At 59.8% G+C, this 26,901-nt stretch carries 9 protein-coding genes and 2 pseudogenes; 5 read left to right on the forward strand and 6 right to left on the reverse strand.

Annotated features, from left to right (window positions below):
• Positions 1-1,683, reverse strand: coding sequence for a dihydroxy-acid dehydratase (gene ilvD / locus ACYZT0_RS08485; RefSeq protein ID WP_462045432.1), 1,683 nt, complete (start codon positions 1,681-1,683; stop codon positions 1-3).
• Between the two features lie 384 nt (positions 1,684-2,067).
• Here ilvD and mqo point away from each other — a divergent pair, with 384 nt between their 5' ends.
• Positions 2,068-3,720 (forward strand): malate dehydrogenase (quinone), encoded by a 1,653-nt coding sequence (mqo, locus tag ACYZT0_RS08490; protein WP_462045433.1) that lies wholly within the window; start codon positions 2,068-2,070, stop codon positions 3,718-3,720.
• A gap of 99 nt (positions 3,721-3,819) precedes the next feature.
• Here the strand turns inward: mqo and ACYZT0_RS08495 are convergent.
• Positions 3,820-4,038 (reverse strand): annotated as a pseudogene (locus ACYZT0_RS08495) (LysR substrate-binding domain-containing protein); the annotation flags it as partial.
• On the opposite strand from ACYZT0_RS08495, the pseudogene ACYZT0_RS08500 reads away from it, so the two are divergent.
• Positions 4,031-4,321 (forward strand): annotated as a pseudogene (locus ACYZT0_RS08500) (zinc-binding dehydrogenase); the annotation flags it as partial. The pseudogenes ACYZT0_RS08495 and ACYZT0_RS08500 overlap by 8 nt on opposite strands.
• A 77-nt stretch (positions 4,322-4,398) precedes the next feature.
• Here the strand turns inward: ACYZT0_RS08500 and ACYZT0_RS08505 are convergent.
• Entirely contained in the window at positions 4,399-5,850 is a 1,452-nt protein-coding gene (locus ACYZT0_RS08505) for a multiheme c-type cytochrome (RefSeq protein WP_462046523.1), read from the reverse strand.
• Positions 5,851-6,648: 798 nt separating this feature from the next.
• Here ACYZT0_RS08505 and ACYZT0_RS08510 point away from each other — a divergent pair.
• Positions 6,649-9,546 (forward strand): sensor domain-containing phosphodiesterase, encoded by a 2,898-nt coding sequence (locus ACYZT0_RS08510; protein WP_462045434.1) that lies wholly within the window; start codon positions 6,649-6,651, stop codon positions 9,544-9,546.
• Between the two features lie 68 nt (positions 9,547-9,614).
• Entirely contained in the window at positions 9,615-10,541 is a 927-nt protein-coding gene (locus ACYZT0_RS08515; protein ID WP_462045435.1) for a Gfo/Idh/MocA family protein, read from the forward strand.
• An 84-nt stretch (positions 10,542-10,625) separates the two neighbouring features.
• Here ACYZT0_RS08515 and ACYZT0_RS08520 read toward each other — a convergent pair whose 3' ends face one another.
• Genes ACYZT0_RS08520 through ACYZT0_RS08530 form a run of 3 tightly spaced genes read right to left on the reverse strand, consistent with a single transcriptional unit; the run spans position 10,626 to position 15,039 of the window.
• Complete coding sequence (locus ACYZT0_RS08520) at positions 10,626-11,954, reverse strand: TolC family outer membrane protein (RefSeq protein ID WP_462045436.1); 1,329 nt, start codon at positions 11,952-11,954, stop codon at positions 10,626-10,628.
• Between the two features lies 1 nt (position 11,955).
• The gene (locus ACYZT0_RS08525; RefSeq protein ID WP_462045437.1) at positions 11,956-13,296 is read right to left on the reverse strand and encodes an HlyD family type I secretion periplasmic adaptor subunit; all 1,341 of its coding nucleotides are present in this window, start codon (positions 13,294-13,296) and stop codon (positions 11,956-11,958) included.
• A gap of 6 nt (positions 13,297-13,302) precedes the next feature.
• Entirely contained in the window at positions 13,303-15,039 is a 1,737-nt protein-coding gene (locus tag ACYZT0_RS08530) for a type I secretion system permease/ATPase (protein ID WP_462045438.1), read from the reverse strand.
• A 679-nt stretch (positions 15,040-15,718) separates the two neighbouring features.
• On the opposite strand from ACYZT0_RS08530, the gene ACYZT0_RS08535 reads away from it, so the two are divergent.
• Positions 15,719-26,761 carry a peroxidase family protein gene (locus ACYZT0_RS08535; RefSeq protein WP_462045439.1) on the forward strand — a complete coding sequence of 3,681 codons (11,043 nt, stop codon included), beginning with the start codon at positions 15,719-15,721 and terminating at the stop codon, positions 26,759-26,761.
• Positions 26,762-26,901: the final 140 nt, after the last annotated feature.

Genomic DNA, 26,901 nt, shown 5'->3' on the forward strand with positions numbered 1-26,901 from the left:
TTAGAGGTATTTATCCGTGACGGCGCCTTCCGAGGCGCTGGACACGGTCTTCGCGTACTTGGCCAACACCCCGCGTTTGTACTTGGATTCCGGTCGCACCCAGCGGGTTTTGCGCTCGGCCAGCTCGGCGTCGCAGACATCGACCGTAATCTGCCGTGTTTCGGCATCGATGGTGATCTTGTCGCCGTCTTCAATCAGCGCGATCGGCCCGCCATCAAAGGCTTCGGGCGTGATATGCCCCACCACAAACCCATGTGAACCGCCGGAGAAGCGGCCGTCGGTGATGAGCGCAACGTCCTTGCCCAACCCCTTACCCATGACCGCCGACGTCGGCGAAAGCATTTCGCGCATGCCGGGCCCTCCCTTGGGGCCTTCGTAGCGGATCACGATCACATCGCCGGCCTTGACTTCGCCGTTGAGAATGCCCGCCAACGCACCTTCCTCGCCGTGATACACACGAGCCGTGCCTTCAAAGCGCAGGCCTTCCTTGCCGGTGATCTTGGCCACGGCGCCGGTGGGCGAGAGGTTGCCGCGCAGCACCACCAGGTGCGAGTCCTTTTTGATCGGCCGGTCGAAGGGCAGGATCACGTCCTGACCCTCGGGGTAATCGGGCACGCTTTCCAGGTTTTCGGCCAGCGTTTTTCCGGTGACCGTCAGCGCATCGCCATGCAACATCCCGGCGGCGAGCATGCGCTTCATCAGCGGCTGGATGCCGCCGATGGCAACCAGTTCGCTCATCATGTATTTGCCGCTGGGACGCAGGTCGGCCACTACCGGGGAAACCTTGCCCAGCTCGACGAAATCATCCAGCGTCAGCTCGACATCCACGGCATGCGCCATGGCCAGAAGATGCAGCACGGCATTGGTCGAGCCGGCGAGGGCGATCACCACCCGAATCGCATTTTCAAAAGCCTTGCGGGTCATGATGTCGCGCGGTTTGAGGTCCAGCTTGAGCAACTCCATCACCTGCTGGCCAGCGCGGAAACTGTCCGAAGCCTTGTCGCTGCCGACGGCCTCCTGAGAGCTGGAACCGGGCAGGCTCATGCCCAACGCCTCAATGGCGGAAGCCATAGTGTTGGCCGTGTACATGCCGCCGCAGGAGCCGGGGCCGGGAATCGCCACTTCCTCGATGTGCTTGACCTGAATTTCGCTGATGTCCCCCCGGGCATGCTGACCCACGGCCTCGAACACGGAGATGATATCGGTGTGGCCGGCACCCGGCCGAATGGTGCCGCCATACACGAAGATGGAAGGGCGATTCAGCCGCGCCATACCAATCAGGCAGCCCGGCATATTCTTGTCACAACCACCTACGGTCACCAGACCGTCAAAGCCTTCGCAGCCGGCCACAACTTCAATGGAATCGGCGATCACTTCACGCGACACCAGCGAATACTTCATGCCTTCGGTGCCGTTGGCGATGCCGTCGGAAATGGTGATGGTGTTGAAGATGACGCCCTTGGCGCCAGCGGCATTCGCGCCTTTTTCGGCTTCAATGGCCAGCTTGTCGATGTGCATGTTGCAGGGCGTGACCATCGCCCATGTGGAGGCGATGCCGATCTGCGGTTTTTTGAAGTCTTCGTCCGTGAAACCCACGGCCCGCAGCATCGCGCGGCCGGGCGTGCGCTCCACGCCGTCGACCACTTGGGAGGAATATTTGCGCAAATCGTCTTTGTCGCTCATGACTGCTCCTCACCGGCTCGTCGAGAAAATCAGGATGAGTATAGTGGGCTCAGCGCCCGTGCCCGGACTATCAAGTCGGGAACAGACGCGCGGGTTTGGCCGGTCGTGATATTCTTCGCCTCAACTTGCTTTGACCTATTCAGTTTGCGCGTCCCTGAGACGCGCCAACAGAATCACTGTCGCTCAAGTAGCTGAAGCCAAAAAAGATAAAAAGTCAGTTCGGTAGGGACATATAACTGAGGTCGATGGAGACACGTCGGCCTTGTGTGCCCACCCTCCAATCGTCATGTGCGAGAACCCACGACATCCTGCCTGAATGCCGTAAACAAGGGGCTCGTAAGTGAAGATGGAAGGGCGGATGGCGTTTTATCATAGGTGCTACACATGTTTAAAAAAATGAACACGGCCCTGCTGGGGCTGGCTTTGTCGATGGGGATCACGTCCGTTCACGCGGAAGAGGCAAAGAAAGTTGATGTACTGCTGATCGGCGGCGGCATCATGAGTGCGACCCTGGGTGTTTGGCTCAATGAGCTGGAACCCGGCACTTCGATGGAAATGATCGAGCGCCTCGACGGCGTCGCCCTGGAAAGCTCCAATGGCTGGAACAACGCCGGTACCGGTCACTCCGCGCTGGCTGAGCTGAACTACACCCCGGAAGACGAGAACGGTAAAGTTCAGATCCCGAAAGCCGTTGAAATCAACGAAGCCTTCCAGATCTCCCGTCAGTTCTGGGCCTGGCAAGTTCAGCAAGGCGTGCTGAAGAACCCGCGTTCGTTCATCAACTCCACGCCGCACATGAGTTTTGTGTGGGGCGATGACAACATCAAGTTCCTGAAAAAGCGTTATGAGGCCCTGCAAGCGAGCCCGCTGTTCGCCGGCATGCAGTACTCCGAAGACCCGGCTGTGATCACGAAGTGGGTTCCGCTGATGATGGAAGGGCGTGACCCGAACCAGAAGGTCGCGGCCACCTGGACCCCGGTCGGCACCGACGTCAACTTTGGCGAGATCACCCGCCAGTTCGTTGCGCACCTGCAGGCCACGCCAAAGTTCGACTTGAAACTGTCTAGCGAAGTGCAAGACATCACCAAGAACGAAGACGGCAGCTGGCGCGTCAGCTACAAAAACCTGAAAGACGGGACCAAAACCGAAACCGACGCCAAGTTCGTGTTCATCGGCGCGGGCGGCGGTGCACTGCACCTGCTGCAGAAGTCCGGCATTCCTGAGGCCAAGGAATACGCAGGCTTCCCGGTGGGTGGCTCGTTCCTGGTCACCGAAAACCCGACCATCGCCGAGCAACACCTGGCCAAGGCCTACGGCAAAGCCTCCGTTGGCGCACCGCCAATGTCGGTTCCGCACCTGGATACCCGTGTTCTGGACGGCAAGCGCGTCATCCTGTTTGGCCCATTCGCGACCTTCAGCACCAAGTTCCTCAAAGAAGGCTCGTACCTGGACCTGCTGACCACCACCACGCACAACGTGTGGCCAATGACCAAAGTCGGCATCAAGGAATACCCGCTGGTCGAGTACCTTGCTGGCCAACTGATGCTGTCTGACGAAGACCGCCTCAACGCCCTGAAAGAATACTTCCCGAACGCCAAGGCTGAAGACTGGCGCCTGTGGCAAGCCGGCCAGCGCGTGCAGATCATCAAGCGTGATGAAGCTGCCGGTGGCGTGCTGAAGTTGGGTACTGAAATCGTTGCTTCCGCAGACGGCACCATTGCTGGTTTGCTGGGCGCATCGCCGGGCGCTTCGACTGCTGCACCGATCATGCTGACCGTGCTGCAGAAAGTGTTCAAGGACAAGGTTGCAACGCCTGCCTGGCAGGAAAAGCTGCACCAAATCGTGCCGAGTTATGGCACTCAGCTCAATGGCAGTCCTGAAAAGGTTGCACAGGAGTGGGCTTACACCGCCAAGGTGTTGCAGCTGACTCCGCCGCCGGTGATGGGTCAGGCGGTGGCCCAGGCTGCTGCTCCGGTTGCTCCGGCTGAAGCGCCTAAGTCGCCGAAGGCTAATGCTGCTCGTGATATGGCTCTGTAACTAGAGGCGTAATCGAAAAGCCCACTGAACCGGTGACGGTCAGTGGGCTTTTTTTGTGGGGTGGGGTTTGAAGACTTTACAGGACGGTTTTCTGCTCGCCTATCGATCAAGCCAGGCAGAGTGGAGCTGTGCAAAACGCTCTTGCAACCACTCAAGAGAGACTTGTACTTGCGGCGCCAGGTGCGTCCGACTTGGGTACAGCACCGTGACAGAGCGAGGGTGAGGGCGATGCGGTTTTAGAATCTCCACCAGAGCGCCGCTACTCAGATATTGGCCTACAGTAATTCCCGGCGCTTGAATGATTCCAAGCGGCATCAACCAGTCCGTCGCGGCCACCAAAGCATCCGGTCGTATTGCACAGATTGGGTTTTTGACAGGGCAGACCGTCCAGCTCAATTTGATGCCACTCATCTTTCGCCAGACGACCATTCGTGGTATCGCCATAGCTCCGCGCTCGTCGTTCGACCGAATGAACGCGTTCTTGAACGAGCACAACATTCGACCCGTCATCGATCAGGTCTATCCGTTCGAAAAGGCCCGTGAAACCTATGAGCATCTCGCCAAGGGAGCGTTCGGGAAAGTGGTCATCAAGGTCGCTTGATAATTTGGAAGGCGTCGAACGGCGCCTTTTTTCTTGTTGGCTGGAGTACCTCGTGGACGATAACCAGGTGGTGCTTGTCAAAAGTGCGCAGTGTCTGACCCGACGGCTGGCAGGGTTGTCGACAGGGGGACGCTCTGTGTGGCTTTAGCCATCTGGGTGATTTCCACCTGCAACTTATCCTTGCCGAGCAGGTAGTCGGCCAGCTTCTGCGAAAACGGCCAGTAGTTCAGTTCGGCAGTCAAGGTGAGCGGCCCGACGGCGTCGGCCGGCACCAGGAAGGAGAACTCCCCAATATCGTAGCCCTTGGGCAGAATGCGGTTGTCCGAGAGAATTTGCGTGGCATTCCAGACCTCAACGTCCAACGGATTGCCGTCCTTGTCGCCTATGTGCACTTTGAAATTTCGCGTGTTGTCCTCGGTCTTACCGTCCTTGATCGAACCCAGCCGATAGAGCTCGCGACCACTGGCATCCAGCACCCGGAAATCGATCCACATCTCCCGTCCCTCCGGAAAGCCGGTCGGCAGCTTGTGTCCGGCGCCGACATTGGCAACTTTCACTGCTACCGAGGTGTATTGTCCGGGAATGATGGCTGCCGGCAGTTGCTGGAACTTTATTTCCCCCGCGCGCGCGAGCATGTCGCGCGCGCGTTGCGCGCCCGCATCTTGACCGAGATGCTTGAGCATCGTAGCGTTGGCTCCATTGAACCAATGCGAGGCGACCTGCTCGCGGTCTGGCCCCATGATCGCGGCCTTGCCCGCAAAACCCGGCATATGGCAGCTCTGGCAGGTTATATCGTTAAGGCTGTAGGCGCTCTCCTGCCATTCGTCATAGGTCCGCTCGACCGCCACACTGCTGAAAGGGTGCGTGACGTTGTGGCAGGTGCCGCAGAAGTCCGATCGCGTGTGCAGAGCGGAATATACGGTGTCGTGATAGGGCGAAACGGCATCTTTACGCGGGCCGAACTTAGTCGGTTTATTGTGCGCTCGAGGGCTCAGGACATAGGCGCCGTTATCGAGGCCCGTGCGGGCACTAATGTTGTGGCAGGTCTCGCAATCGACCCCAGGCATCGGATGATTTTTCGCGCTGTCTTCAATCGAAGAGCGATTGACTTGCGAGTTGATCTGCCCGGTCGTGAGACCGATCGGGGTATGGCAGCCGGTGCAGAAGTTATCGACCTTCCCCTCGGTGGCCGAACTCGCACGCTTGAGCAAGGCCCGATAGATGGGTTCATCCCAGGCTTGGGACATCATCGACGAACGCCACTGCTTGTAGATCTCCGTATGGCAAGCGCCACATACCTGGGCATTGTCGAAGTCTTTTACATTCAAAACCAGGTTGCCGGGAGTATTGGCCCGATGCGGAAAGAACGGCATCCCGCCATTCACATGCATGAGCTTGGAGCGTGCCGGCTCCAGCCACTTCTCATTACTCTGATTGTCATTGCCCTGAGGTTCGTCGGCCGCCACCAGCGTTACCGTAAGCAGGCAGGCTAGAAAGCATAAAAAACGGCGAACGAAAGGTCTGATCATCCGGTAGATCAGGTTGTGGACAAAGGCTGCCAGTAATTCACCCGGTCTGGGCGCGTGTTTGCATGTCGATAACCCGTTCATCGCTGCCTGCGCACACGTATATTTAGGGTGGTTCATAAGAGTTTCCCCAAGACGGTTGCAGAGGATCACTTCCATTGAGTTGCCAGGGGTACTTCATGCTGCAAGCCAATGGTTATATGTACGGCTCCTCGACTCTCCACCTTTCATGAACGGGAGAAGCTCACTCGGTAATTACTTTGCAAGGATTGTGACAACATATGTGCAATGACCTGAATCCAACAAACATTGGTCAGAGGCTGAAATTTTGTGCTAATCGAGAGAATACTGCTGGGAACGGCGCCCATTAGTGGGGGAGTTCACTCCGAAATCGGGGGTTCGTGTGCCACATTCCAAACGGCAAATTGATCATGTCATCCAGGTACCCGAGTACTGAAATCGGGTATCAGGTCGATTGGCAACAAAGACTGAAATGAATTGGGCTAGCCGAGGTGTTTGCGGGTGCTGATAGCAAAACCAGAGCACCATGGTCTGACGTTCCAGACTCCTCGCCCAGCTTCGTAAGCGATCAGGAATGCCTTGCATAGCGGTTTTCGACTTCGGCGTGATTAGATCCTGGACAACAATAAGGAGCGAATAACTCGTTGTCCGTCCCTTAGTTGGCACTAAAGCAAATAAAACTATTGAAAAAAACTTCTATAAGCTTTAAACGGAAGCTCACCGGAACGTTGCTAGCCATCAGTAAGTGAGTATCGCCAGTTTCTGGCTCAGGGAGCGCTGATGAGTTTTTGTCCATTGACCGACTCCCCGCGGCAATTGATCGATTGCGACGTAGTTGCATTTCAACAAAATGGGAATTCGGATACTGTCGGCCTGGCCTACGCTGGCAACGAGGACACGATCGAACAATTGCTGGACTCAGCGCGCAACTGGGCCCACACCACCGCCTGGGTAGTTTACCGCGCCGGTGAACAAATGCATTTGGTCGGGCAGGGCGACCCGCGGGAACACTGGCCGTCAAGCGTTGCGAATGAAGAGTTTGAAGCCTTTTGCCTGACCCGGCACTTGCACCGCTGGCCGACCGGTAGAGGCGAAGGTGTGCTGGGTTGGCTACTCGCGCCAGTCACCGATGCCGCGGAACCGGCGCTCGCCGAGTTTGCCCAGCGCCTGGGCATTCAGGTACAGACCAATACCCTTGCCCGTGCGCAGATTACTCAGCGTGTGCTGTATGAAATTACCTACCTGGCCAGCTCGACCCGCGACCGGTCAGTGTTTCTGGTGGGGGTTCACCGGCTGCTGGCTAGCCTGATCGACGCCGAGAACTTCTATCTCGCGCTGTATGACCCGCACAGTGGCAAGATTGACTACCCGTATTACGTCGACATCATCGACGTTGATGCCCTGGAGTCCGAGAACTACGAATACCTTGACCTTTCGCACCTGTCTTTGACCGGGCATGTGTTGACCACTGGCCAGCCGTTGCTGATCGACGCCGCCGGCATTCTGGCGGCTCAGGCCGAGGACCGTTTCTACTGCATAGGTGATCGTCCCGAGTTCTGGATGGGCGCACCGTTGAAAAATGCCTCGGATGAGGTGTTTGGCATGCTTGCCATGCAGGTCTACGACGTTTCTCGCACCTACAGCGCTGAAGACCGCGCGCTGTTTTTGGTGGTGGCCCGCCACGTGGCCATGGCGCTGGACCGAATTCTGCACCGAGAGGACTTGGAAGAGACGGTGATGCGTCGCACCCTGGAGCTTTCGGAACTCAACGACGCATTGAGGCAGGAAGTGGCAGACCGGGAGCGCGCCGAACATCTGCAAAGCGCGCTGTTCCAGATTGCTGAACTGTCGAGCCAGCCAGGCGACATGGCTGAGTTATTTCAAACCTTGCATGGCATTGTCGGTGATCTGCTGTTCGCGCAGAACTTCTACATTGCGCTGTTTGACGACGCGACCAGTGAAGTGACCTTTCCGTATTATGTCGATGAGCGGCAGACGACCTGCCCAGTGGCACGGCGTGGGCGCCGGGGCTTGACTGAGTACGTTATCCGTCAGCGTCGACCTTGCCTGATTGACGCAGGCGAAGCTGACCGATTGTCTGCGCAGGGTGAAATCGAGATTGCCAATGAGTCTGTCCGATCCTACTCCTGGCTGGGCATTCCATTGTTCGATGGCGATGTGGTGCGTGGCGTGCTTGCGGTGCAAAGCTATACCTCGCAGGTGCGGTATACCCTGCGTGACCAGGAACTGCTGACGTTCGTGTCGCGGCACATTGACACAGCCTTGTCGCGACGCACGGCCGCCGAAGCGATCCATGCCGCCAACCTCAAGCTGGAAGCCCGGGTGCAGAACCGCACCCGCGAACTCGATCACGCCAATGCCAAGTTGCAACACGAAAACTCACACGATGCGCTGACCGGGTTACCGAATCGTACCTACCTGCAACAGCGCCTCAATCTTGCCTGGTCGCAGTTCGGCAGCGAAGGCGGGCACCTGGCGGTGATGTTTATCGACCTCGACCGTTTCAAGGTGGTCAACGACAGCCTCGGCCACCATTTTGGGGACCTGCTATTGATGCAGGCCGCCCACCGTTTACGCGGTTGTCTGCGCGGCACCGACATGCTGGCGCGCCTGGGAGGCGATGAGTTTTCGGTGCTCGCTCCCGAGGCGCCGACGGACGTGCTGATCGAAATCGCCGAACGGATCCTGATGGCGTTTGACCTGCCGTTTTTCATCAATGGCCATGAAGTTTTTTCGTCCTGCAGTATCGGCATTGTCAGCGCCGACAGTCAGTTCCATCACGAGCCGGCCGACTTGCTACGCGATGCCGATGCGGCGATGTACCGGGTCAAGAGTGCCGGGCGCGACAGCTACGCGGTGTTCAACCAGGAAGTGCGCCGTGAAGTCTCGGACCAGGTTGAGCGTGAAGGAGCCTTGCGCAATGCGCTAAAACGTACTGACGAACTGCTGCCGTATTTCCAGCCGATTGTCAGCGTGGAAAGCGGCGAATTGTTAGCCCTTGAAGCGCTGATCCGCTGGCATCAGCCGGGCGGCCGGGTAATCGCGCCGGGCGAGTTTTTGCCGGATGTCGAAGGTTTGCGCCTGATCGGTCGACTGGACCTGTACATGCTCACCAGCATTGCAGTGATTCTCGCACAGCCCCAGCACGCCAATTGGCCTCCGGTGCACGTAAATTGCTCCAGCTACAGCATGACGCGCCCGGACTTCGCCAGTGATGTGCTTGCACTGTTGGCACTGCACCGGGTCTCACCGTCGCGGATCTGCCTGGAGTTGACCGAAGGTGCGCTGGTAGCTGAGCCGGCGATTGCCCGACTGACCATGCAGCAATTGGCCGACAACGGCATGTCGGTGGTGCTCGATGACTTCGGTGCAGGGTTTTCATCCCTGAGCTATGTGCATCAATACCGTTTCAGCGGCTTGAAGATCGACAAGTCGTTCATCCTCGAACTGACCACCAGTTCCCGCAGTCGCGCGATCGTCCGGGCGATTGTGCGGATGGCCGAATCGCTGGACCTGAGTGTGGTGGCCGAAGGTGTCGAAGATGAAGCGACGCTGGACTTGCTGCGCGAAATCGGCGCGGGGCAGGCCCAGGGTTATCATTTTGCCAAGCCGATGGGGTTGGAGGCGTTGTTGGCAAGTTCGCTGATCGGTCGCTAGAGTTTGTTGACGTTTCGAGGCCGTGCCAGTTCGCTTCCCAAGATAAGAAAAAAAATCAGGAGTCATTGATGCAACCGATCCGTCTCGGTCTGGTGGGCTACGGCAAGATTGCCCAGGATCAACACGTTCCCGCTATCAACGCCAACCCCGCGTTCCAGTTGGTATCTGTCGCAACGCAAGGGCAGCCCTGCGCCGGGGTAGCGAACTATCAGTCCCTGAGCGAGCTGCTCGAAAACGGCCCGGCCGTCGATGCGATTGCGTTTTGCACACCGCCGCAAGGACGATTCGTTCTGGTGCAACAAGCGCTGGCCGCTGGCAAACACGTGCTGGTCGAAAAACCGCCGTGCGCCACGTTGGGTGAAGCGATGGCGTTGGTCAATCTTGCAGATGAGAAAGGCGTCAGCGGTCTGTTCGCCTGGCATTCACGCTACGCGCCCGGCATCGAAGCCGCCCGCAACTGGCTGGCCACCCGCACCCTGCAAAGCGTACAGATCGACTGGAAGGAAGACGTGCGCAAGTGGCACCCAGGCCAGGCATGGATCTGGCAACCTGGAGGCCTGGGCGTCTTCGATCCCGGCATCAATGCCTTGTCGATTGCAACCCATCTGCTGGCGCTGCCGCTGTTTGTTGAGTCTGCCGAACTACGAGTCCCCAGCAACTGCCAGTCGCCTATCGCCGCTTCCATTAAAATGTCTGACGCGCACCACCTCGATGTTTGCGCGGAGTTCGATTTCGACCACGGTCACGAAGAACTTTGGAGCATCGAGATTCGCTGCACCGAAGGCCTCCTGCGACTGGACAACGGTGGCGCCCTGCTGAGTATCGACGGCGTGCGCCAAGCCGTATCGGAGGAGGGCGAGTACGCGGCGGTGTATCGACATTTCCAACAGCTGATTAACGACAAAGCCAGTGACCTGGACCTCCAGCCGCTGCGACTGGTTGCCGACAGCTTTTTCGTCGGCAGTCGGGCGTTGGTTGCGCCGTTCTACGATTAGCGTCCGCTCAGAAACGCAGAGGGGGGGGCAGCAGGTAGAGAGCCCGCAAATGACTTCCCGGGTCTCATGCTGAGAGTGTGAAAGTCAGTTGGTGACCAACAGTTCCGGGCCGAGGTAGTCGTTGATGTGGTCGATATCGTCGTCGCCCAGACTGCCCACCGAAGAGGCCAGGCGCAGGCGCGACATCAAGTAGCGCAGTTTGGCCTCGAACAGATCGTGGCGCGCAACGAAGAGCAGCTCTTCGGCATTGAGGACATCCGAGTTGGTGCTGGTGCCTCCTTCTTTGAAGCCTTTGCGTGTCGAAGTCAGTGAGCGTTCGTTGGACGCAACTGCCCTCTCCAGCGCGCGAATACGTGTGGCGCCGCTCTCTACGCCACGATACTCACGGGTGGTGCCGGAGATGACTTCCTGGCGCGTGGCGTCGAGTTCGTCCAGGGCCTTATAGCTATTGGCACTTGCCTGGCGTGTCAACGCGCTGGTGCCGCCACCGTTGTACAACGGGAAGTTTACTTCCAGCCCGATTGAGGCGTAGCGGTTGCGTTGATTCAGCTCGGAGATTGATTGGCTCTCGCCCGCCGTGTAGCCGGCAACGAAATCCAGTGTCGGCCAGTGGCCGGCCCTGGCGCGCTTTACTTCTTCTTCGGCGAGGTCGCTGCTATGACGGCGCGCATGGATCAGCGGGCTGTCGCTCTGGGCTTTGACCAACCAGTCCTGCAGGTTGCTCGGTAGCAGCGGTGGCGTATCGAAGCTCGGACGCAAGGTGGTCAGGGATTCGGGGGTTTCTCCGATGTATTCCTCAAGCTTGCGGCGCGCGTTGACCAGGTTGTCCTGCGCTTCGATCAGCTCAACCGCGGCGAGGTCGCGGCGAGCGACCGACTCGTCGATGTCGGTGACGGTGCCGGCCCCCAACTCCATGCGCCGGTTCGACGAGGCGAGTTGCTCGTCGAAGGCGCTCAACTTGGATTTGGCAAGGAGGATGGTTTCGCTGGCCAGGAGCACGTCGAAATAGCTTTCGGCCAGGCGCACCGCGGCGTCCTGACTCTTGGCATCGAACACCGCGACACTGTAATCGGCACGCTGTTTACCTTGGCGGTACTCGGCCATTTTCTGTTTGTTGAACAGCGGCTGGCGCAAGCGCACGTTAGCGCCCTTGGAGTCGTAGTCGAGATCCCTTTCGATGCCGCTCTGGCGCTGGGTGCCATTGACCTTGTTGTCGTAGGCTGAGGCACTGATCTGCGGTAGCAAACCCGCCATGCCGATGGCCCGGTTTTCCACGCCGGCCTCCTTTTCATGCACGGCGGCGCGATAGACAGGGCCTTGGTACTGCAACAGATCCCAGGCTTGTTTGAGGTCCATGGCGCTGGCCGGGAGGGACAGCGCCAGCAGGCAGAAGATCAGGCAATGACGGTCCATTTCATTGTTCCTTGAAGGAGCTGTCAACACGCTCGAGCATTGGTTTGAGAAGATAGCTCATCATGTTGCGCTCGCCAGTCTTGATGGTGACGCTGGCGGGCATACCCGGGCGAATGTGATTGCTGCCAAGCAGGCTCATGCCATCGGGCGTGACTTCTACCTGAGCCAGATAGAACGGTTGCTTGCTTTCCTCGTCGAGCAGGCGGTCGGCGGAGACGGTCTTCACGCGGCCGGGTATGTTAGGCGTCCGGGCATGGTTGAAGGCCGGGAAGGCGATGTCCACGGCCAGGCCGGGGACCATCTTGTCGATGGCTTGCACGGGAATCATCGCGTCGACCTGCAGCGGTTCGTTGTCCGGAACGATTTCCATGATCTTGAAGCCGGGCTGAATGATCCCGCCGATGGTCGCAATGCTCAGGGACTGGACCATGCCATCGATCGGTGACCGAATCACCGTGTGGGTCACTTCATAGTCCAGCGCACGCAAGCGGTCAGCCAGGGTGGTGTTTTCCTTGGCGGTGTCGGTGAGCTGCGATACGACTTCCTTCAGGTAATCGTGCTGGCGCTGCAGGATGCGCAGCTTGATTTCGGTGGTCTGGCTACGCACGCGAGCGATGTTATTGAGGTTCTCGGCCTGGCCGGCGGAGAGGTCGGCATTGCTGCGTTCCAGCTCAAGCAGACGGTTGCGCGGCACATAGCCTTCGGCCGCCAGCACGCGGGTGCCTTTTAGTTCCTGGTCGAGGAAGTTGATCTGCGAGGCGCGGGCGCCATAGACCTGCTGCAGTCCTTTGAGCTGTACCGCCGACGCCGCGAGGTTTTCCTGCAGGATGCTGATTTCGCCAGCGAGGCCGGCGCGCCGGGTGTCCAGCAGGCGTTGTTGCAGATCCATGGCGGCCACCAGGCGGGGGTCATTCCCGAAGCGCTTGAGCAATTCGGGATCGTAGTTCACCACATTGCGGCCGTCGCGTTCCGCTTCCAGGCGGTTTTCCACCGTCTTGCTGACGATGTACTGGGCGCTGACCGCACCCTGTTCGGCAACGGCACGTAGCGAGTCGAGGCGGACCACCTCCTGGCCTATTTTCACTGCATCGCCTTCGCGAACAAGAATAGCCTCCACGGTGCCGCCGCTCAGATGTTGCACGGCTTTACGATTGCTGGTGACTTTTACCGTGCCTGTCGCTACCACGCCGGCATCCAGCGGCGCCAGCCAGGACCACAGGAGAAAGCCGCCGAAGCCGGCGAGCACCAGCAACATGCCCCAGCGCACGGGTTTGCCGACATCAAGATCCACCTCGTTCCTGGGATCGGTGTGAATCATCTCGGTTTGTTGGCTCATTTGCATGATCAGTCACTCCCGTGCTTTGACGGAGGCCAGCGGAGTCGACGCGCCTGCAGGCATCACAGTGGCCTTGCGCAGCGCTGCGAATACTTCGTCGCGAGTGCCGAGCATCTGCACGCCGCCGTCGCGCAGCATCAGCACCTTATCGACGGCGCAGAGCACATTGGGACGGTGGGAAATCAGAATGACGGTGGCACCGCGGTTTTTGAGTTGGGCCAGTGCATCGACCAAGGCCTTTTCACCGACATCGTCGAGGTTGGCGTTCGGCTCATCCAGCACAATCAGATTGGGTTCTCCATATAGCGCGCGGGCCAAGGCGATGCGTTGCTTCTGGCCACCGGAAAGCGGGCTGCCATCGGTGCCCAGACGGGTCTCATAACCCTGCGTCAAACGCAGGATCATCTCGTGCACTCCAGTCGTTCGGGCGGCGCGGATGACCGCGTCGCTGTCCACTTCGCCAAAGCGCGCAATGTTGTCGGCGATGGTGCCCTCGAACAGCTCCACGTCCTGTGGCAGGTAACCGAGCCAAGGGCCAAGTTCGCCCTTGTTCCAGGTGAATATGTCCGCGCCGTCCAGGCGCACCTTGCCGGCCTGTGCCGGCCAGACGCCGACCAACAGGCGGGCGAGGGTGGATTTGCCCGAGGCGGATGGACCGATAATGCCAAGGCTTTCGCCGGGGGAAAGGTTGAAGCTCACTCCGCGCAGAATCGTGTTGCTGGTGCCGGGGGCTCCGGCATACACATTCTCCACCGTCAGCATACCCAGCGGCCGCTGCAGCGACATGCTCGGTGGCCGGCGCGGATAGTCGTTCAGCATCTCGTTCAACCGGCCCCAGGCCGAACGGCAGCCAAGCAGTTGCTTCCACGACGCGATGACTTGCTCCACCGGGCCCAGCGCGCGGCCGGTGAGGATCGAGCAAGCAATCATCATCCCGGGGGTGATCTTGCCTTCGATCGCCAGCAGCGCGCCGGCGCCGAGGATCAGCGACTGCAAAGTGATACGCACGAAGCGCCCGGTGCTGCTGATCAGGGCGGCACGGTCGGAGGCCAGGGTCTGCATTTCCAGAATACGCAAATGGCTTTGGTACCAGCGCTTGCCGATCGACGGCAGCATGCCCATGGCCTCGATGACCTCGGCGTTGCGCAGGTTGTTGTTGGCATAGCTGGCGGAGGAGAGGGCGGCCTGATTGGCTTCGGCCAGCGGCTTTTGCGTCGCCTTTTCGGTGAGATAAGCCAGGCCCACCAGAATCAGCGAGCCGATCAGCGTGATCAGTCCGAGCAGCGGGTGGATCAGATAGGCGACCAGCAGGTAGATCGGCGTCCATGGCGCATCAAAGAAAGCGAACAGGCCATTGCCGGTAAGGAACTGACGCACCTGCGCGAGATCCTGCAGGGCCTGGGCCGGATTACCTCCGGCGCGGCTCAGGTTGCGTTCGAATGCTGCGGTGAAAATGCGTCGATTGAGGTCCATGTCGAGGCAGTTGCCGACCCGGATCAGCACGCGGGTGCGGAACATTTCCAGGGTGGCCATCAGCAAGAACAGGCCTATCACCAGAATGGTCAACATCGTCAATGTTGTGACGTTGCGACTGACCAAGGCCCGATCATAGACCTGCAACATGTACACGGCAGGCGTCAACATCATGACGTTGATGACGCCGCTGAACCCTGCCAGCGAGTAAAAACTGCGGCGAAGTCGAAAAAGCGCGTCAGCCAGTTCGGATCGAATGCTCGACTGTTTGTGCATTTGGGTGACCCCTCTTCGAAAAGCCGTTAGCCCTTGCGGCGCAACAGCTAATAGATGTAGTCCGCAGGCAGCTGGTCGATACGCAGGGTGGTCGCTCTAGGGCGGATCTCCTGCAAATCTCTGCATTGCTTTCCTAGGCAGCAGCGTAGGTGGCGTCGAAACAAACTGAAATAACATTTCGCTCTAACACTGCGCCGAATTACCTATATGTCTTTTAAAAACAGATAGTTGAAAGGTCAGTTACCAATCGTCCGTTTTGTGCGGCGTAAAATTGACAATTTTTTACTATGCAACTTTAGTCCTACTCATTGAGGGAACCGCCCGCCTGAAGCCTGTCAACTTTTTGGCAACGCAAGGCGCGATGATTTTCCCGAGGGAGCACAGCATGTCGATTATTTCGTTCTTCTGCAGAGTGAAGGGGCTGTTCCAGAAATTCGCCTTTTCTTCAAGTTTCCATGGCCCACCCAGGGCTGCGATTCGCTCTGCCTAATCGCTCAGCGAGCCATTCTCCGCGAATTCCAGGCGCGCATCCCGGGGGGGCCGTGTAACGGCTCTGCCACCCCGTGCCAGCTCTCGCCAAAAAAATGAACCAACACACTGCGCAAGCCAGCACCTGACTGGGCACGGGAGGATTCTTATCGTCCCGTGTCCTTCCCCAAAAAGATCGAGGGCAATCAACATGGCCAATTTCAACAAGTCCGACCTGGAATTCATCCTCAAACAAATCTTCATCGCAGAAGCGCACGCCGACGGTGCCAGCCTCAGTGATTTGCTACCCAACAGTCAGGTGCCATTCGGCCTGCGTACCGTCGATGGCAGCTCCAACAACCTGGTCGCCGGGCAAACCGAATTTGGCGCCGCGGACAATTCTTTCCTGCGCCTGCTTGATGCCTCTTATAGAGCGGCCTATGCCGGGACCGGGTCGGTGATCGACCCGCAGCCACGGATCATCAGTAACCTGATCGTCGACCAGACCGCCAATAACCCGGCCGCGGTTGCGGCGAACGGCGGTGCCGATTCGGTGATCAGCCCAGGTCCCGATGGTGTCTTCGGCACGGATGACGACAAGCAAGTGTTCTTCATCCCCAACGTGTCGGCGGACGCCGGTCTGACCGCCGGCTTCAACTCGTGGATGACCTTCTTTGGCCAGTTCTTCGACCACGGCCTCGACCTGGTCAGCAAGAGCAGTACCGACTTCGTGTTTATTCCGTTGCAGCCGGACGATCCGTTGTTCGTGCCAGGCAGCCCGACCAACTTTATGGTGCTGCCACGTGCAGTGCATTCCCCCGGCGCGGACGGAATACTCGGCACTGCCGATGATGGCCAGCCCAACACCACCTCGCCGTTCGTAGACCAGAGCCAGACTTACAGCTCGCACCCCTCGCATCAGGTGTTCCTGCGCGAGTACGTTCTCAACGCGGCAGGTGACCCTGTTGCAACGGGGCGCTTGATTACCAACCGCGATCTCGGCGCCGATGGCAAGTTCGGCACTGCCGATGATGGCGACGGCGAAAATGGCGGCATGGCGACCTGGGCAGTGGTCAAGGCCCAGGCCCGTGACATTCTCGGCATCAACCTGACCGACGCTGATGTACACAACGTGCCGCTGCTGGCAACCGATGCGTATGGCAACTTCATCCGGGGCTCGAGCGGTATGCCGCAGGTGGTGATGCGCATCAGTAACGGCGCTGACGGTATCGCCGGGACGGCTGATGACGTCACGCAACTGGTCGAAGGCAATCGGGATGCTCCGATCAGTCTGGCCAGCGCGGTGAGCACCGGGCATGGCTTCCTCGACGACATCGCCCACAATGCCGCGCCGGTTGTCGTCGGCGGGGTTCTGCAAGCGGACGCTGACACCGATGTCGGCAATGCGCAGCCAGTGGGTGCGGGCGGCAATAATCTGACCTATGACAACGAGCTGCTCGACGCTCACTACATTGCCGGCGATGGCCGGGCGAACGAGAACATCGGTCTGACCACCGTGCACCATGTGTTCCATTCCGAGCACAACCGCCTGGTCCAGCAATCCAAAGACACCATCCTTGCCGCCGGCGATCTGGCCTTCCTTAATGAGTGGCTGGCGGACGACGTGGCCGCGATACCGACTACACCCGCCGAAATCGCGGCATTGGTGTGGGACGGCGAACGCCTGTTCCAGGCCGCCAAGTTCGGCACCGAGATGCAATACCAGCACCTGGTGTTCGAGGAGTTCGCGCGAACCGTTCAGCCGCAGATCGACGGATTCCTTGCCCCCAACGGGTATGACACCTCGATCAACCCGGCCATCCTCGCCGAGTTCGCCCACGTGGTGTACCGCTTCGGTCACTCGATGTTGACCGAGACTGTGGATCGCTTCGACCCCGAGTTCAATCCGCTCCTCACGGACCCGAACAACCCGGACTCGCAACTCGGGCTGATCGCAGCCTTCCTCAACCCGCTGGCATTTGCAGGCAGTGGGGCTACCCCGGACGAAGCGGCAGGAGCGATTATTCGCGGTTTGACCCGCCAGCTCGGCAACGAGATCGACGAGTTCGTCACCGAAGCGTTGCGCAACAATCTGCTCGGTCTGCCCCTCGATTTGCCGGCCCTGAACCTGGCGCGTGGTCGCGACACGGGCATCCCGACGTTGAATGAGGCGCGGCGTGAGTTCTACGCATCAACCGGCGACAGCCAACTCAAGCCGTACATCAGTTGGGCTGACTTGGCGGACAACCTCAAACACCCCGAGTCGTTGGTCAACTTCATCGCTGCTTTTGGCACGCATGACACGATTACGGCGGCGACCACGCTGGCAGACAAACGCGCTGCAGCCTTGGCGCTGGTATTCGGCGGTGCTGGTTCACCGGCTGACCGCCTGGACTTCCTCAACAGCACCGGTGCCTATGCCAACGTAACGCTGGCCGGCAAGGATGGGCTGCTGGGTACTGCCGACGACGTGACGGGTGTAACGATCACGGGCGTCGACGACATCGACTTCTGGGTCGGTGGCCTCGCCGAGCAGAAGATGCCGTTCGGCGGTATGCTCGGCTCGTCGTTCAACTTCGTGTTTGAGACCCAGATGGAGGCGTTGCAGAACGGCGACCGCTTCTACTACCTGTCGCGTACCGCAGGCCTGAACTTCGGCACCGAGTTGGAGAACAACTCCTTTGCCAAGCTGATCATGCTCAACACCGATGTCACCCACCTGTCGAACACCGTGTTCCTGACGCCGACCTTTACCCTCGAAGTGAATCAGGCCAATCAGTTCACTGGCCTTGGCGCGGACGGCAGGGTCGATCCAACGGGCGGCTTGATGATCAACGGCGTGGAAATCGTGCCGCTGGTGATCCGCGACAACCCCGACACCGTCGGTGCGGACAATAATTATCTGCATTACACCGGTGAAGACCATGTCGTCCTCGGCGGCACTGCCGGCAATGACATCATCGTCTCCGGTAAGGGCGATGACACCCTTTACGGCGACGGGGGCAACGACCGCCTCGAAGGCGGTGCCGGGAACGATGCAGTACTGGGTGGCGCCGGCGATGACATCATCACTGACTCGTTCGGCGACAACCGCCTGGAAGGCAATGCCGGCAACGACGTGATTGTGGCCGGTCGCATGCAGGTGCTAGGTAATCTGATCCTCGGTGGCGATGGCCAGGACTTCATCGTCACCACCGAAGACATCACCACCACCTTCGGCGGTCAGGGTGACGATTTCATCCTCGGCGCCAAGACCAACCTGCCACCTACCGGCAACGAAGGTGATGACTGGATCGAGAAGGGTACGCAGGACGGTGCGCCTGGCGATAATTTCTCGCCGTTGCTCAATGACGATGTGATCGGCAACGATATCTTTATCGGTGGTGGTGGCTTCGACGAAATGATCGGCGAGGGTGGCGATGACATCTTTGTCGGCAGCGATGCCCAGGACAAGATGGACGGAATGTCCGGATTCGACTGGGTGACCTACAAAAATGACAGGGTCGGCGTGACCGTTGACCTGTCCTTGGCCGCGCTGGCGCAGCCACACGGCAACGCGCCAAACCAGAACGCCGGGGTGTTCAATCCGGTCGGCGCCTCGCCGGCCTCGATTCTCGACCGCTTTGCCGAGGTCGAAGGCTTGTCCGGCTCGAAATTCGCCGATGTGCTCAAGGGCGATGATGTCGATGCGGTCACGATCGTCAACCACGGTGGTGCCACGGGCAGTGCGCTGACCAATGTGGCGTTGATCCGCGGACTGGAGCAGTTTCTGGCCGATGCCGGTTTGTCTACCACCGGCTTTGCCACTGGCAATATCATCCTCGGTGGCAATGGCAGTGACCTGATCGAAGGCCGCGGCGGCGATGACCTGATCGACGGCGACAAATGGATCAATGTCAGAATCGCGGTTTATGCCCCTGGCGACGTTAACCATACCGGCCCCGAAATCGCCACCTTCGACAGCATGGTCGACATGATTCCGTTCATGCTGGACCGCACCTATAACCCGGGGCAGCTCAAGGCTGTGCGGGAAATTCTGCCCGGCACCTCGACGGGCGGGGCGGCCTTCGACACCGCGATTTTCTCCGGGCTTCAGTCCGAGTACACGGTGACCCAGGACACCCGTGGCACGGCCAACCTGGCAGACGATGTCTGGACCGTGGCCGATACGGTAGCGGGACGCGACGGCGCCGATACCCTGTTGCATATCGAACGCCTGCAATTCGCTGACACCCAGCGGGTACTGGTGCCGGGGCTGAATGCGCAACCGGTCGGCAGGCCGACTGTCACGGATGGCAACGGCGGCGACATTACAGTGGGCGACACGCTGACCGTGAGCATGGCCGGGGTGCGCGATGCCAACAACATCACCGTGGGTAACCTGCAGGGTCTCGTCAACAACACCTCGGTTTCCTACTATTGGCAGTTCGAATCCACCCCGGGCAGCGGCGTGTTCGAAGACATCATCCTGTTGCCTGCGGGTGACCTGGCATTCCAAAGTGCCGATGGCACCACGTTCAAGGTCTCCCCGGATCTTGCCGGGCTGTCACTGCGGGTCAAGGCGATCTACCAGGATGGTCATGGCACGACTGAAGTGGTGTTCTCGCAGCCGACTGACGTGGTGGCTCCCGGCGCGCCGATCGTGCCGACGGCGCCGATACCGGTAGTCGATGCCACCGAGGGTGGCGCGGGCCTTCACATGGTCCGCTCCGACCTCAACTTCATCCTTGATCAGATCAAGATCGCCGAGGCAGATGCGGCCGGTCAGGACATCCTCTCGCTGATCCCGAATATCCGCGCGCCGTTGGGCCTGCGTGCGGTCGATGGCTCGAACAACAACCTGATGAACCTCAACGGCATCAACAACACCGAGTTTGGTGCCGCGGACAACACCTTTCCGCGTTTGACCGATCCGGTCTTCAATCCGGCGGAAGGTGCTCCTGCCGGGTTCTTTGGCCCCGGTTCGCCGGCCATCCCGGGTTCGTCCTATCAGCAGAACAGCGGCTATGTGTTTGACTCGCAGCCGCGCACCATCAGTAATCTGATCGTCGACCAGACGTCGCACAACCCGGCGGCCTACGCCACGGCTTACGACCCGGGTGCGGACGGTGTGCTCAACTTCGGCACGGCGGGTAACGACGACATCCTCAAGGATGGCGTGCGGATAGTCGCCAGCCCGGGTATGGACGGCCAGTTTGGTACTGCCGATGACAAGGATGTGTACATGTTTGAGAACACCGCGCCGGATGCGGGGTTGTCCGCGCCGTTCAACTCGTGGATGACCTTCTTCGGGCAGTTCTTCGATCATGGGCTGGACCTGGTCACCAAGGGCGGTTCGGGCACCGTCTTCATCCCGCTGCAACCGGATGATCCGCTGTATGTGCCTGGCGGCAGCTCCAATTTCATGGTGCTGACCCGCGCGACCAACCTGCCAGGGGCGGATGGCATTCTCGGCACGGCCGACGACATCCATGAGCACGCCAATACTACGACGCCGTTCGTGGACCAAAACCAGACCTACAGCTCGCACCCATCGCACCAGGTTTTCCTGCGCGGTTATGAGCTGACCGACAACGGCCCCATCGCGACCGGCAGGCTGATCACTAACCGTGACCTGGGGGCGGATGGCAAGTTTGGTACCGCAGACGACAGCGAAATCGGTGGCATGGCGACCTGGAAAGTGGTCAAGGCGCAAGCCAACGACATTCTGGGTATCCACCTTACCGATGCCGACGTCGATAATGCCCCGCTGTTGGCGACTGACGCCTATGGCAATTTCATCAAGGGGCCGAACGGCTTCCCGATGGTCGTGATGAAGGGGGTGGACGGCCTTGGCGGCACAGCGGATGACGTGCTTGTCGAAGGCAATCCGCTTTCCCCCATTAGCCTGACCAATGCGGTCCGCACCGGTCACCAGTTCCTCGTCGACATTGCCCACAATGCAGCGCCGGTGTTCAGCGGTGGCGTGCTCGTGCCTGACGCGGATTCCGATATTGGCAACGCAGTGCCGGTCAATCCGCACACCGGGGCCAACCTGGCCTACGACAACGAGTTGCTCGATGCGCATTACATCGCTGGCGACGGCCGGGTCAACGAGAACATTGGCCTGACCGCGGTGCATGCGATTTTCCACTCGGAGCACAATCGGCTGGTCGCGCAAACCAAGGACACCGTGCTTGATTCAGGTGACGTGGCCTTCCTCAACGAATGGCTGCTGACTCCGGTGATCGGGTTGCCCGCCAACCAGGCCGAGATCGATGCGCTGGTGTGGAATGGCGAGCGCTTGTTCCAGGCTGCCAAGTTCGGCACCGAGATGCAGTATCAGCACCTGGTGTTCGAGGAGTTTGCGCGGACCATCCAACCCAACGTCGACCTGTTCTTTGCACCGACCCAAGTCTATGACGTCGACCTCGATGCCTCGATCGTCGCCGAGTTCGCCCACACCGTGTACCGGTTTGGCCACTCGATGCTGACCGAGACTGTCGATCGCTTCGACGTCAATTTCAATGTGGTTGGCGATCCAAACAGCGCTGATCCCGATCAGCAAATGGGCTTGATCGCGGCGTTCCTCAACCCATTGGCGTACGCCGCCAGCGGTGTGACGCCCGAGGATGCGACCAGTGCGATCGTGCGCGGGATGACTCGGCAAGCCGGTAACGAAATCGACGAGTTCGTCACCGAGGCGCTGCGCAATAATCTGCTCGGCCTGCCACTTGACCTGCCGGCGCTCAATATTGCCCGTGGGCGCGACGTGGGTATTCCCTCGTTCAACGCGGTGCGCCGCGAAATCTACAGCCAGACGGGTGATGCCATCCTTAAGCCGTACAGCAGCTGGGTCGACCTGGTGCAGCACCTCAAGCATCCGGAGTCGTTGATCAACTTCATCGCGGCATATGGCACGCATGGAACGATCACCGCAGCGACCACGCTGGAAGGCAAGCGCGATGCAGCAATGGCACTGATATTCGGTGGTACGGGTGCACCGGCTGATCGACTGGACTTCCTCAACGGCACTGGTGCGTGGGCTAACGTGACGCTGGCCGGCAAGGATGGCGTGCTGGGGACTGCCGACGACCTGAAGGGTGTGACCATCACGGGTGTCGATGCCATCGACCTCTGGATCGGCGGCCTGGCGGAAGAGAAAACCCCGTTCGGCGGCATGCTCGGCTCGACCTTCAACTTCGTGTTCGAGAACCAGTTGGAAAAACTGCAGGACGGTGACCGCTTCTACTATCTAGAGCGTACCGCTGGCCTGTCGATGAACGCCGAGCTGGAAAGCAACTCGTTCGCCAAGCTGATCATGGCCAACACCTCGGTCACTCACTTGCCGGGCCTGGTGTTCTCGGACCCGGCGTTCTTTCTGGAAAGGGACCAGAGCAAGCAGTACAACGACGGCCTGGGTAACGCCGACCCGCTTGGCGAGAACGGCGAGCAGGTGGTGTTCCGCGACAACCCGCTGACCGCGGGCGCCGACACCAACTACATCAAGTACGCCGGTGACGAGCACATCGTGCTGGGCGGTACTAACGGTACCGACATCCTTATCGCCGGTGGTGGCGATGACACCGTCTGGGGTGATGGCGGCAACGATCGCATCGAAGGCGGTAACGGCAACGACCAACTGCGCGGTGGCGCCGGCGACGACATCATCACCGACAAGGGCGGCGACGATAACATCCAGGGTGGCGACGGTAACGACGTGCTGCACGGTGGCAACGGCGTCAACCTGATCATTGGCGGGTTCGGCAATGACTTCATTGTCACCGGTGAGGACGCTTCCGAGGCCATTGGTGGCCACGGCAACGACTTCATTCTGGGCAGCAAAGCCAACGAACAGGACATGGGTAACGAAGGCGACGACTGGATCGAGAAGGGCACTTCGGACGGTGCACCTGGCGACAACTTCGACCCGGCTGGCAACGACACGGTGATCGGCAACGATGTGTTCATTGGCGGTAACGAGAACGATAAGTTCAATGCCGAAGGCGGCGACGACATCATGGTCGGCAGTCTCGGCATGGGTGACCGCTATATCGGCGGCTCCGGCTATGACTGGGCGACTTTCAAAGGGCTCGCACAGGGCGTGACCATCGATTACAGCGACCGCTTTTTCGATGTTCCGCCGGTCCCGGGTTCGGGGGCCTCGGCGCTGGTGCGTTTCGACATCGTGGAAGGTCTGTCGGGTTCGTCCCACGGTGACTTCCTGCGCGGTGACAACGAAGACGCCACCTCGCTGCCCACTGCGGGTGCAACCGGCAGTGTGTTGACCAACATCAACCTGATCAATGGCCTGGCTGATCTGCTGCCAGCCGGAGCGACGTTCTTCGATGGCGGCAACATCATCCTCGGCGGTAGCGGCAGCGACCTGATCGAAGGTCGCGGTGGTGACGACATCATCGACGGTGACAAGTGGCTGAACGTACGCATCAGCGTACGGGCGAACGCTGATGGCACTGGCCCGGAAATCGCCACGTTCGACAGCATGGAGCCGATGGTGCCGTTTATGCTGAACGGTACTTACAACCCGGGCCAGTTGGTCATCGTGCGGGAGATTCTGACCGGCACTGACAACTTCGATACGGCGCTGTTCTCCGGCAATCTGGGCGAATACGGCATCGAGATCGATGGCAACACGGTCATCGTGACCGACTCGGTGGCGGGGCGTGATGGTGTCGATCGCCTGACCGGGATCGAGCGTCTGCAGTTCGCTGACAGTGCGCAGTTGTCCGGAGTGGGGACCGCCCAGAACGCCGACCCATCGGGTCATCTGGCAATTCTCGATGCGGCCAGCGGTGTGCGTGACGAAACGCCGGTTGCTGGCCAGTTGCTGCGCGTCAGTGATTCGGCGGTACACGACGCGGACAACCAAAGCGTGGCCAATCCGACCGGTGCGGTGACCGGTGGGGTGGCTTACTACTGGCAGGTCGAAAACATTGCGGGGTCGGGCGTCTTTGAGGACATCACCTTTGTCGCCGCTGGCGAGGTATCGCGGGCGATCGGCACCACCTACCGGGTGGCGGACGATGTGGCGGGTCTGAACATCCGCGTCCGTGCGGTGTATCAGGATGCCAAGGGCACGCTGGAGATCGTCGACTCGTCTGGGAACAGTACACCGACCGAAGGGCCGACCGTTACCGGGCTTGCAGTGCAGAACCAGGTGTTGACCGCTGACCCGGCGAGCATCATCGACGTTGATGGCCTGAGCAAAAATCCGCAGTTCACCTACCAATGGCAGGCGAACAACGGGCTTGGCTTCGTCAACATCGCCGGCGCTACCGGTAGCACGTTCGCGCTTGGCCAGACTCAGGTCGGCCAGGAAATGCGCGTGGTGATCAGTTACGTGGATGACTTCGGTGTCGCCGAAAGCGCTTCGTCCAACATCCTGGGACCGGTGGCCAACGTCAACGATGCACCGACTGCAGGGCCGACCGTAACCGGACTTGCAGTGCAGAACCAGGTGTTGACCGCTGACCCGGCGAGCATCATCGACGTTGATGGCCTCAGCAATCCGCAGTTCACCTACCAATGGCAGGCGAACAACGGGCCTGGCTTCGTCAACATCGCCGGCGCTACCGGTAGCACGTTCGCGCTTGGCCAGGCTCAGGTCGGCCAGGCAGTGCGCGTAGTGGTCGGTTACGTGGATGACTTCGGTGCGGCCGAAAGCGCTTCGTCCAACATCCTGGGGCCGGTGGCCAACGTCAACGATGCACCGACAGGCGCGTTGCTGATCAGCGATACGACACCGGATCAAGGGCAGGTGCTGACCGCGCTGACGGGTGGGATTGCCGATCCGGATGGGCTGGGCACCTTCAGCTTCCAGTGGCAGCAAGGTGTCGGCGTGTCCTTCACCGACATCAACGGTGCGACTGCTGCGACCTTCACCCCTGGTGGGGCGCAGGTCAATCTGCAACTGCGAGTGATCGTGCGCTACACCGATGGCTTCGGCACGCTGGAGTCGGTGACCTCTGCGGCGACGGCGGCGGTTGTGGTACAGGGCGTGGTACTGCAGGGCAACGCTTTGGCGAACACCCTCACCGGCACCGCAGGTAACGATGTGCTGCTTGGCCTGGGCGGGAACGATACGCTGAATGGCCTCGCCGGTATCGACCAGTTGTTTGGCGGCACTGGCAACGACATCCTCAACGGCGGAGACGACAACGACGTCCTCAATGGCGAGGACGGCAACGACACCCTCAACGGTGGGCTCGGCGCGGATGCCATGAACGGCGGTGCCGGCAACGACACGTTTGTGGTCGACAACGTCGGTGACCTTGTCACCGAGGCGTTGGGTGGAGGTACCGATCTGGTGCAAACCAGCCTGACGAACTACCTGCTCGGTGCCAACGTCGAGAACCTGACCTATACGGGCGCCGGTGACTTCACCGGCACCGGTAACGCGCTGGCCAACACCATCACCGGCGGGGTGGGTAACGACTTCCTCAATGGCGGTGCAGGTGCTGACCGGATGTTGGGGGGCGCCGGCAACGATACCTACGTCGTCGATGCAGCCTTAGACGTGGTGGTCGAGGTGGCGGGTGGCGGTACGGACACCGTGCAGACTTCGCTGGCCAGCTACACGCTGGGCGCTAATGTCGAAAATCTGACCTACACCGGAGTCGGCAACTTCGTCGGCAACGGTAACGGGTTGAATAACGTCATCACCGGCGGGGTGGGTAATGACACTCTCAATGGTGGCGGCGGCAACGACATCCTCACCGGCAACGGCGGCAACGACACACTGAATGGCGACGCCGGTAACGACCAACTGTTCGGCGGTATTGGCTCGGATACCCTGAACGGCGGTACTGGCGATGACAGCCTCGACGGCGGTGATGGGGCGGATGTGTTGAATGGTGGAACAGGCAACGACACGCTGCTCGGTGGTGACGGTAACGACACATTGTTGGGTGGTACCGGCAATGACTTTATCGATGGCGGTACTGGCAACAATACGGTCACCGGCGGTGCCGGCAACGACGTGATGGTTGCCAGCAGTGGCAACGATATCTTCATGTTCGCAGCGGGCTTCGGGACCGATCAGATCATCGGCTTCGATGCCAATGCGGTGGGAGGCCAGGACCGGCTCGATATTTCCGCGTTCGGCGTCACTGCTGCGACCTTTGCCGGCACCGTCATCATCACCGATGTCGGTGCGGATACCTTGATCAGCTCCGCAGGAGCTGAATCTATCCGCCTGGTCGGTGTGGCCGATGCAACAACCGTCACTGCCGCAGACTTCATTCTCGCCACTTGAGGTCCTGATCAGTACTGTCGCAGACGCGTGGAAAGCGGAGGGGGGGCATGGATGCCCTCCCTTTTCTTTAAAAAACCTGGCTGTTTGTTAAGCTGAAAATGGGTGAACCACCGTCCTCGGCCTGCTCACCCTGTTTCTGT

The organism is Pseudomonas sp. ZS1P83 (genome assembly GCF_054897825.1).

What these genes read in the sequence shown, in the direction of transcription:
- ilvD (WP_462045432.1), bottom strand. Translation starts at nt 1,683, where the DNA reads ATGAGCGACAAAGACGATTTGCGCAAATATTCCTCCCAAGTGGTCGAC.
- mqo (WP_462045433.1), top strand. Translation starts at nt 2,068, where the DNA reads ATGTTTAAAAAAATGAACACGGCCCTGCTGGGGCTGGCTTTGTCGATG.
- ACYZT0_RS08505 (WP_462046523.1), bottom strand. Translation starts at nt 5,850, where the DNA reads ATGATCAGACCTTTCGTTCGCCGTTTTTTATGCTTTCTAGCCTGCCTG.
- ACYZT0_RS08510 (WP_462045434.1), top strand. Translation starts at nt 6,649, where the DNA reads ATGAGTTTTTGTCCATTGACCGACTCCCCGCGGCAATTGATCGATTGC.
- ACYZT0_RS08515 (WP_462045435.1), top strand. Translation starts at nt 9,615, where the DNA reads ATGCAACCGATCCGTCTCGGTCTGGTGGGCTACGGCAAGATTGCCCAG.
- ACYZT0_RS08520 (WP_462045436.1), bottom strand. Translation starts at nt 11,954, where the DNA reads ATGGACCGTCATTGCCTGATCTTCTGCCTGCTGGCGCTGTCCCTCCCG.
- ACYZT0_RS08525 (WP_462045437.1), bottom strand. Translation starts at nt 13,296, where the DNA reads ATGCAAATGAGCCAACAAACCGAGATGATTCACACCGATCCCAGGAAC.
- ACYZT0_RS08530 (WP_462045438.1), bottom strand. Translation starts at nt 15,039, where the DNA reads ATGCACAAACAGTCGAGCATTCGATCCGAACTGGCTGACGCGCTTTTT.
- ACYZT0_RS08535 (WP_462045439.1), top strand. Translation starts at nt 15,719, where the DNA reads ATGGCCAATTTCAACAAGTCCGACCTGGAATTCATCCTCAAACAAATC.